Source organism: Streptomyces soli, from assembly GCF_003999195.1.
Lineage (GTDB): Bacteria > Actinomycetota > Actinomycetes > Streptomycetales > Streptomycetaceae > Actinacidiphila > Actinacidiphila soli.
In genome coordinates this window covers 1-7897 of the sequence record NZ_RJVR01000209.1, presented here as the reverse complement: position 1 = coordinate 7897, position 7897 = coordinate 1, and the positions used below count along the sequence as shown (strand labels likewise).

Sequence of the window (7897 nt, the reverse complement as noted above, 5' to 3'; positions counted from 1 at the left end):
GCGTTGACTTTTGGCACGCTGTTGAGTTCTCAAGGAACGGAAGCTTCCTTCGCGGCCGTTTCACCGGCCCCTCCGGGCTTACCCTTCGTGTCTCCAGCATAGCAGACCCGATGTCTCGTTTCCGCCACCCTCTGGAGGGGGTTGCCGTCCGGCTTTCGCTTTTCGGCGGTTCCGACTCTATCAGACCCCTTTCGGCTCTGATTCCCTGTCAGCGGGCTTTGTCTTTCCGGCTGTTGGGCCGTTCCGACGAGTGAAACTTTAGCGGATCCGCGCCGCCCGATCCAAATCGAGCAATTCGTTGATCCTCATTCCGAAAACGCGCACGAAAAGGAGACGACATGCTGTCGTTCGTTCGAGTACTCGCTGTGGAATGGCTGCCTCGGGGCCGACCGGAGTCGGCGTCCACCGTTGGGCAACTCGGAGAACACTACGCATCGGCATCCCGAGTGTCAACCCGCCCTCAGTCGAGGTCCGCCAGGCGTCCGCCGGCGTCGGGCTGGGCGGCTTCGACGCGGCGGAGGAGGCGGGAGAGCATCTCGCCGAGTTGGGTGCGTTCGTCGGGGGAGAGGTCCTGGAGGAGGTCGCCCTCGAAGGCGGAGGCCATGCGCATGGTCTGGAGCCACTTGCTGCGGCCTTCGTCGGTCAGCTCGACGATGACGCGGACGCGGTTGGACTCGTCGCGGTCGCGGGTGACGAGGCCGTCGGCGACCATGCGGTCGATGCGGTGGGTCATGGCAGCCGGGGTGAGGCCGAGGCGCTTGGCGAGGTCGCCGGGGCCGAGACGGTAGGGGCGGCCGACGAGGACGAGGGCCTTGAGGACCTCCCACTCGGCGCTGCTGATGCCGACGGCCGAGAGGTGGCGTCCGTAGCCGACGGTCATGCGGCGGTTGAGGCGGCCGAGGGCGGTGACGACCTTCTCGACCTGGGGGTCGACCTCGGGATATTCGCGCTGGTAGATCGCGATCTGCTCGTCGAGGTCCAGCTCGTGGGGGGCGCTGGACGGGCCATCCGATGCGGCGGTCATGGGTCGAGTCTCCCACGTAAACCGTTGGCGCTAAAGACTTCCGGCATGTACAGTTTAGCTTCTAACTTTAACTTTGAAGTCTTCGATGTCGAGGACTACTGACCTAAGGGGTGGGTGTGACTACCGCGATGGGCGCAGCGCTGCGCCGGATCCAGCTGGGGAACGCGTTGAGCGCGTTCGGCAACGGCTTCACCGTCCCGTACCTGTACGTCTATGTGGCGCAGGTGCGGGGCCTGGGGGCGGGTACGGCGGGCGTGGTCCTGTCGGCGTTCGCCGTGGCCGCGCTTGCCGTGCTGCCGTTCACCGGTCGGACGATCGACCGGCGGGGGCCGCTGCCCGTACTGCTGACCGGTTCGGTGACGGCGTCCGTCGGGGCGATGGGCTTCGGGCTGGCGACGACGGCGCCGCTCGCGGTCGCGGCGTCGGCCGTGATGGGCGCGGGGATCGCCGTCATGCAGCCGGCGCTCGCGACGCTCATCGTATGGTGCTCCACGCCGAGTACGCGGTCGCGAGCGTTCGCGACGCAGTTCTTCCTGGCCAACCTCGGTCTGGGCATCGGCGGCCTGATCGGCGGGCTGATAGTGGACACGTCGCGTCCGGGGTCGTTCACCCTGCTCTTCACGATCGAGGGCGTGATGTTCCTGGTCCTCAGCGGGGTCGTGGCATCGGTGCGGCTGCCGAAGGTCGCCCAGATCGGCGCCGCGCCGACGGAGAAGGCCGCGAACGGGTGGCGGTTGCTCTTCTCCGACCGGGCGATGGTTCAGCTGTGTGTGCTGGGCGGGGTCATGTTCTTCGCCTGCTACGGACAGTTCGAGTCGGGGCTGGCGGCTTTCGCGACCGAGGTCACGCGGATCTCGACGTCGACGCTGGGCATCGCGCTGGCCGCGAACACGGCGGTCATCGTCATCGCGCAGTTCCTGATCCTGAGGACCGTGGAACGGCGCCGGCGCAGCCGCGTCATCGCGGCGGTCGGCCTGCTGTGGGCGGTCGCGTGGGTCGCGGCGGGTCTGTCAGGGCTGGTGCACGGGTCGCAGGCGGTGGCGACGGCTCTGCTGATCTCCACGTACGCGATCTTCGGGCTCGGTGAGGCGATGCTGTCGCCGACGGTCGCTCCGCTGGTGGCCGATCTGGCGCCTGCGCGGTTGGTCGGGCAGTACAACTCGGCTTTTGCTCTGGTGAAGCAGCTCGCGCTGGCGGTTGGGCCGGTGGTGGGCGGGCTGATGGCCGGTGCCGGGTTTTATGGGTCGTACATCGTGATGCTTGTTGCCATTTCGCTGGGCATCTCGTGGCTCGCGGTGCGGATGGGGCGCAGCCTCGGCCCAGCGCAGGACCAGCCGCTACGGGCGTCGCGGATCGTGGCCCACGGCGCGCCGGAGCGGGTCGCGGCCTGAGAGCGCGTTGGCGCCTCACGCCCGTGGGTAGGCCCTCCGCCTCAGGCGGAGGGCCTACCCACAAGCCGACGTCAGGCCTGCGGCAGTGCGAACTCGCACCAGACCGCCTTCCCGCCGCCCGGTGTGCGGCGGGAACCCCACGCCGAGGTGATGGTGGCGATGATCGAGATGCCGCGCCCCGCTTCGTCGGCCGGCTCCGCGCGCCTGCGGCGCGGGAGGTGGTCGTCGCCGTCGGTGACTTCGATGATGAGGCGGCGGTCGGTTCGGCGAAGCCGGAGCCGCATCGGCGGGACGCCGTGTTGCAGGGAGTTGGCGACCAACTCACTGGCGGCGAGGACGCCGAGGTCGACCAGCTCGACGGGGAAGCGCCAGGAGGCGAGGACGCCGGAGGCGAAGGCGCGGGCTCGCGGGGCGGCTTCGATGCCGCCGAGGAGGTCCAGGGACGCGTTGCGGAAGAGCTCGGCGTCGGCACCTTCGTGGTCGGGGTACTGGAGGACGAGGACGGCGACGTCGTCGTCGTGCTCGGAGGTGACGCCGAGGGCGCGCAGCAGGCGGTCGCAGATCACCGAGGGTGTCCCGGTCGCGCCGGCGAGGGCGTTCATGAGGGCGGCGACGCCTTCGTCGATGTCCTCGCCGCGCCGTTCGATGAGGCCGTCGGTGTAGAGCACGGCGGTGGAGCCGGGGCCGAGCGGGATGGATCCGGAGGTGTGCATCCAGCCGCCGGTGCCCAGTGGCGGGCCGGTGGGCTCGTCGGCGCGGTGGACGACGCCTTGGGCATCGCGTACGAGGATCGGCAGGTGGCCCGCGGTGGCGTACGAGAGGCGGCTTTCGCTGGGGTCGTGGACGGCGTAGACGCAGGTGGCGATCTGGGTGGCGTCGATTTCGGCGGCGAGGCCGTCGAGGAGCTGGATGACCTCGTGCGGAGGGAGGTCGAGGCGGGCGTAGGCGCGTACGGCGGTGCGGAGCTGGCCCATGACGGCGGCGGCGCGGACTCCGCGGCCCATGACGTCGCCGATGACCAGGGCGGTGCGGCCGGCGCCGAGGGTGATGACGTCGTACCAGTCGCCGCCGACGGCGGCGTCGGTGCCGCCGGGCTGGTAGGTGGCCGCCACCCGGAGGTCGTCGGGCTGTTCGAGCTCTTGCGGGAGCAGGCTGCGCTGCAGGGTCACCGCCGTGTCGTGGAGTCGGCGTTCGCTTTCACGCAGGCGCTTGGCGGACTGGACCTGGTCGGTGACGTCGGCCGCGAAGACGAGGACGCCGCCGTCGCCCGCGGCCGCCTGGACGGGGGTGCAGGTGAAGGTGAAGTAGCCCTGGCGGCTGGGCGTGGCGACGCGGCGGGCCTTGACCGTACGGGGCTTGCCGCTTCGGTAGACCTGGTCCATGAGGGGGAGGAGGCCCAGCTCGGCAAGCTCGGGGAGAGCTTCGCGGGCCGGGTCACCGGGCGGGCGGGGGCCGAAGACGTCGGCGTAGGCGTCGTTGACGTAGCCGATCCGGTGCGAGGGACCGTACGTGACGGCGATGAGCGCGGGGACCTGGCCGAGCATGTCGTGGACGGAGAGCGCGGCGAGGCCGTGGGCCGCCTCGTCGGCGCGGTCGGCGTGCTCGCCCTTGCGGCCCCGGGCAGCCGGGACTGCGCCACCGCCTGGGGGCAGCGGTTCGGCGGGGGCGGCATTGCGTCGCTGTGTTCCGGGGAGCCGGGCGCTCCAACGCGTGAGGTTCACTGACGTTCGCCTCGCGGTGTCATGGCCTGGTCTTTCAATGAATGCAGCAAACGTCCGATTCCTCGTAATTGTCACTCTTTGCAGGTGCTGACGCACGCATGGTCACTCGCCCAGTGTGGCCGACCCGCCGCCCGGGGGGAATCGGCGGCGGTGTCCGCACTGCTTGTCAGGGCGCGTCGGGCTTGCGGCCGAGGCCCGCGGCGAGTTCGAATTCGGCGCGTGGGTGCTCCAGGGAGCCGAGCGAGACGATCTCACGCTTGAAGAGCCCGGAGAGGGTCCATTCGGCCAGTACGCGGGCCTTGCGGTTGAAGGTCGGCACCCGGCTGAGGTGGTAGGCGCGGTGCATGAACCAGGCCGTGTAGCCCTTGGCCTTGCGGCCGTAGAGGTACGCGACGCCCTTGTGCAGGCCGAGTGAGGCGACCGAGCCGACGTACTTGTGCCGGTATTCGGTGAGCGGCTGCCCGCGCAGGGTGGCGGCGATGTTGTCGGCGAGGACCTTGGCCTGGCGTACGGCGTGCTGGGCGTTGGGCGCGGTCACCGTGCCGGGGTCCGGGGCGGTGAGGTCCGGGACGGCGGCGGCGTCACCGGCCGCCCAGGCGCCCTCGGTGCCGTCGATGCGCAGCTCGGCGGTGCATTTGAGGCGGCCTCGCTCGTTGACCGGCAGGTCGGTGCGGCCGAGGACGGGGTGCGGCTTTACGCCGGCGGTCCAGACGAGCGTACGGGTCGGGAAGCGGGAGCCGTCGCTGAGCACGGCGACGCGGTGCTCGACCGATTCGAGGCGGGTGTCGAGGCGGATGTCGATGTTGCGGCCCCGCAGCTCGCTGACGGCGTACCGGCCCATCTCCTCGCCGACTTCGGGGAGGATGCGGTCGGTGGCCTCGACAAGGATCCACTTCAGGTCCTCGGGGACGAGGTTGTGGTAGTAGCGGACGGCGAAACGCGCCATGTCCTCCAGCTCGCCCAGGGCCTCGACGCCCGCGTAGCCGCCGCCGACGAAGACGAAGGTCAGGGCGGCGTCGCGGACGTCGACGTCGCGGGTCGACGAGGCTATGTCGAGCTGTTCCAGGACGTGGTTGCGCAGCCCGATAGCCTCCTCGACGGTCTTGAAGCCGATGCCGTGGTCGGCGAGGCCGGGGATGGGGAGGGTCCGGGAGACCGAGCCGGGGGCCAGGACGAGCTGGTCGTACGGGATCTCGATGTCGCCCGAACCTTCCTCCTCGGTGGCGAGGGTGGAAACGGTCGCGATCCGCTTGCCGTGGTCGATGCGGTGGGCCTCGCCGATGACGAGCTTGCACTTGTCGAGGACCCGGCGCAGCGGGACGACGACATGGCGCGGGGAGATGGAGCCGGCTGCCGCCTCGGGGAGGAACGGCTGATAGGTCATATAGGGCTGCGGCTCGACCACCACGATCTCCGCCTCGCCCTGCGCCAGCTTCAGCTTCTTCTGCAGGCGAAGTGCGGTGTACATCCCTACGTAACCGCCGCCGACGATCAGGATGCGGGGGATCTCCGGCTCTTTGAGTGGGCCCATCGCTCCATGAGGCAATGGTCGACCGGGGTTTGTCCACAGGGCGTACGGCATGGGATTGCCGGATGTCGGCAGGGCGGCCCATGCTGGACGGGCGGAGTGGGAAAGAGCGGGGCAAGACGAACGAGTCGGGGCGGGTACTCCGATCGTGGCGCGGATCGTCGGGGGCGCCCCCTTCTTTCTTGACCAATGCTCAACTATGTTCGTAACTCGTCGGGGTGCGTTCGTCGTGCTCCGGCATTCATGGGGTGGGGAAGTCTCCGGGGGGAGACGTCATTACCGGGGGATACACATATGCGCATTCAGGACCCTCATTGGGCGACGGCGGCGGCAGTGGACGCAGTGACGGACGCGAACGGCGGTGGGGGCCGGCCCGCCCCGCTGCGGGTGGACGCCCAGCGCAATCTGGAACACGTGCTGCGAGCCGCGCGAGAGGTGTTCGGCGAGCTCGGCTACGGCGCGCCGATGGAGGACGTGGCACGACGGGCCCGGGTCGGGGTCGGCACGGTCTACCGGCGGTTCCCGAGCAAGGACGTACTGGTCAGGCGAATAGCCGAGGAAGAGACCGCGCGGCTCACCGAGCAGGCGCGGGCCGCTCTCGGGCAGGAGGACGAGGCCTGGCCGGCGTTGTCGCGCTTTCTGCGAACGTCGGTGGCCTCGGGCGCCGGACGGCTGCTGCCGCCTCAGGTTCTGCAGGTGCGGTCGGCTGCCGAAGAGGCCCGGGTTCCGCAGCAGCGCGGGGCGCTGGAGGACGACGGAAGCTCCGGCGCCGGGGTGACGGAGCTGCTGGAGGTCGTCGGCCAACTGGTCGACCGGGCGCGGGCGGCGGGTGAGCTGCGCGGCGATGTGTCGGTGGCCGATGTGCTGCTGGTGATCGCCACGGCTGCGCCGGTGCTGCCTGATCCTGCCCAGCAGGCGGCGGCTTCGGCGCGGTTGCTGGACATCCTGGTGGACGGGCTGCGGTCGCGGCCGGCGGCGTAGTCGCGTACGCGGCGTAGGACGAGGCAGGAGACGCGGCGGGCACAGCGGGCGCGGTGGCGTAAAACGTGCCGTATTCAATGCCCCGTTCGAGTCATGGCCAAAGGCCCGGGGCGGGAAAACTCCCCGGACGAGTGGTTCCCTGCTCGACCGGTCAGTGGATGCCCATGCGTGTGACAGGCTTTGCGCCGTGGACGAGGGAATCGGGGAGCCGGGGGCCGCCGCGGAAGCGAGCGAGGGCCTGCCGTCGCGGGAGCGGGTACCCGGGCAGCGTGAGCCCGGCCGGCAGCCCGTTGGACCCGATTCCGCGCGTGTACCGGCGCAGGATTCCGGTGCCGCCGCCGAGGCCGCTGAGCCGGTGCCGCTCGCGGACGCCGAACTCGTCGCGCGGGTGCGCGGTGGTGACGACAGCGCGTACGAGGAGCTGTACCGGCGGCACGCCGACGCCGTACGGCGCTACGCGCGCAGTTGCTGCCGCGACGCGCACACCGCCGAGGACCTCACCGGCGAGGTGTTCGCGCGTACGTTGCAGGCGATCCGGGGCGGCAGCGGGCCCGACGCCGCAGTGCGGGCGTACCTGCTGACGACGGTGCGGCGGGTCGCCGCGTCGTGGGGCAACACCGCCAAGCGGGAGCAACTGGTCGACGACTTCGCGATGTTCGCGGTGTCGGCGGCCGGGTCGTCCACGAACGAGGACACCCACGACCTGGGCGCCGACGTACATGCCATGCACGAGGCGGAGCAGTCGCTGGCCATCCAGGCCTTCCGCACGCTGCCCGAGCGCTGGCAGGCCGTGCTCTGGCACACGGCGGTCGAGGAGGAGTCCCCCAGCGAGATCGCTCCGCTGCTCGGCCTGACCGCCAACGCCACGGCGGTCCTCGCGCACCGCGCCCGGGAGGGGCTGCGGCAGGCGTACTTGCAGGCGCACATCTCCTCCACGCTGACGGCGAAGGGGTCCTGCGCCCGTTACGCGGACCGGCTGGGCGCGCACGCGCGCGGCGGCCTGCGGATGCGGGCCGACCGGGAGTTGCGCAAGCACCTCGGGGAGTGCGGGAACTGCCGGCTGGCGGCTGCGGAGTTGGCCGACGTCAATGCGGCTCTGAAGGGACTGCTGCCCGTCGCGGTGGTCGGCTGGTTCGCGGCTGCGTACGCCGCCAAGGCCGCCGGGATCGTGGCGGGCGGCGCGGTCGTCGGTGCGGCGGCGGGCGGCACAGTTGCGGCCGCGTCGGGCGGTGGCGGCGCGGCCGGCGCCGGC

6 protein-coding genes are annotated in these 7897 nt (G+C 70.7%); 3 read left to right on the top strand and 3 right to left on the bottom strand.

Annotation, left to right across the window (positions count from 1 at the left end; translation table 11 throughout):
* Positions 1-460: 460 nt before the first annotated feature.
* Positions 461-1024, bottom strand: coding sequence for a MarR family winged helix-turn-helix transcriptional regulator (locus EFK10_RS20015; RefSeq protein WP_127357051.1), 564 nt, complete (start codon positions 1022-1024; stop codon positions 461-463).
* Between the two features lie 116 nt (positions 1025-1140).
* Between EFK10_RS20015 and EFK10_RS20010 the strand changes: the two genes are divergently transcribed.
* A complete protein-coding gene (locus EFK10_RS20010; protein ID WP_127357050.1) occupies positions 1141-2415 on the top strand; it encodes an MFS transporter in 1275 nt (424 codons plus the stop codon).
* A gap of 71 nt (positions 2416-2486) precedes the next feature.
* Here EFK10_RS20010 and EFK10_RS20005 read toward each other — a convergent pair whose 3' ends face one another.
* Positions 2487-4136, bottom strand: a complete 1650-nt coding sequence (locus tag EFK10_RS20005) for an ATP-binding SpoIIE family protein phosphatase (protein ID WP_127357049.1) — start codon at positions 4134-4136, stop codon at positions 2487-2489.
* Between the two features lie 166 nt (positions 4137-4302).
* Positions 4303-5667 carry an NAD(P)/FAD-dependent oxidoreductase gene (locus EFK10_RS20000; protein ID WP_127357048.1) on the bottom strand — a complete coding sequence of 455 codons (1365 nt, stop codon included), beginning with the start codon at positions 5665-5667 and terminating at the stop codon, positions 4303-4305.
* A 291-nt stretch (positions 5668-5958) separates the two neighbouring features.
* Here EFK10_RS20000 and EFK10_RS19995 point away from each other — a divergent pair, with 291 nt between their 5' ends.
* Positions 5959-6645: a TetR/AcrR family transcriptional regulator gene (locus EFK10_RS19995; protein ID WP_127357047.1), complete on the top strand. Its 687-nt coding sequence runs from the start codon at positions 5959-5961 to the stop codon at positions 6643-6645.
* A 187-nt stretch (positions 6646-6832) separates the two neighbouring features.
* Positions 6833-7897, top strand: a 1065-nt coding sequence (locus EFK10_RS19990; protein WP_407647106.1) for a sigma-70 family RNA polymerase sigma factor, incomplete at its 3' end; no start/stop codon positions are given.

Coding starts and splice junctions, on each gene's coding strand:
- EFK10_RS20000 (WP_127357048.1), bottom strand. CDS start 5,667: ATGGGCCCACTCAAAGAGCCGGAGATCCCCCGCATCCTGATCGTCGGC.
- EFK10_RS19995 (WP_127357047.1), top strand. CDS start 5,959: ATGCGCATTCAGGACCCTCATTGGGCGACGGCGGCGGCAGTGGACGCA.
- EFK10_RS20015 (WP_127357051.1), bottom strand. CDS start 1,024: ATGACCGCCGCATCGGATGGCCCGTCCAGCGCCCCCCACGAGCTGGAC.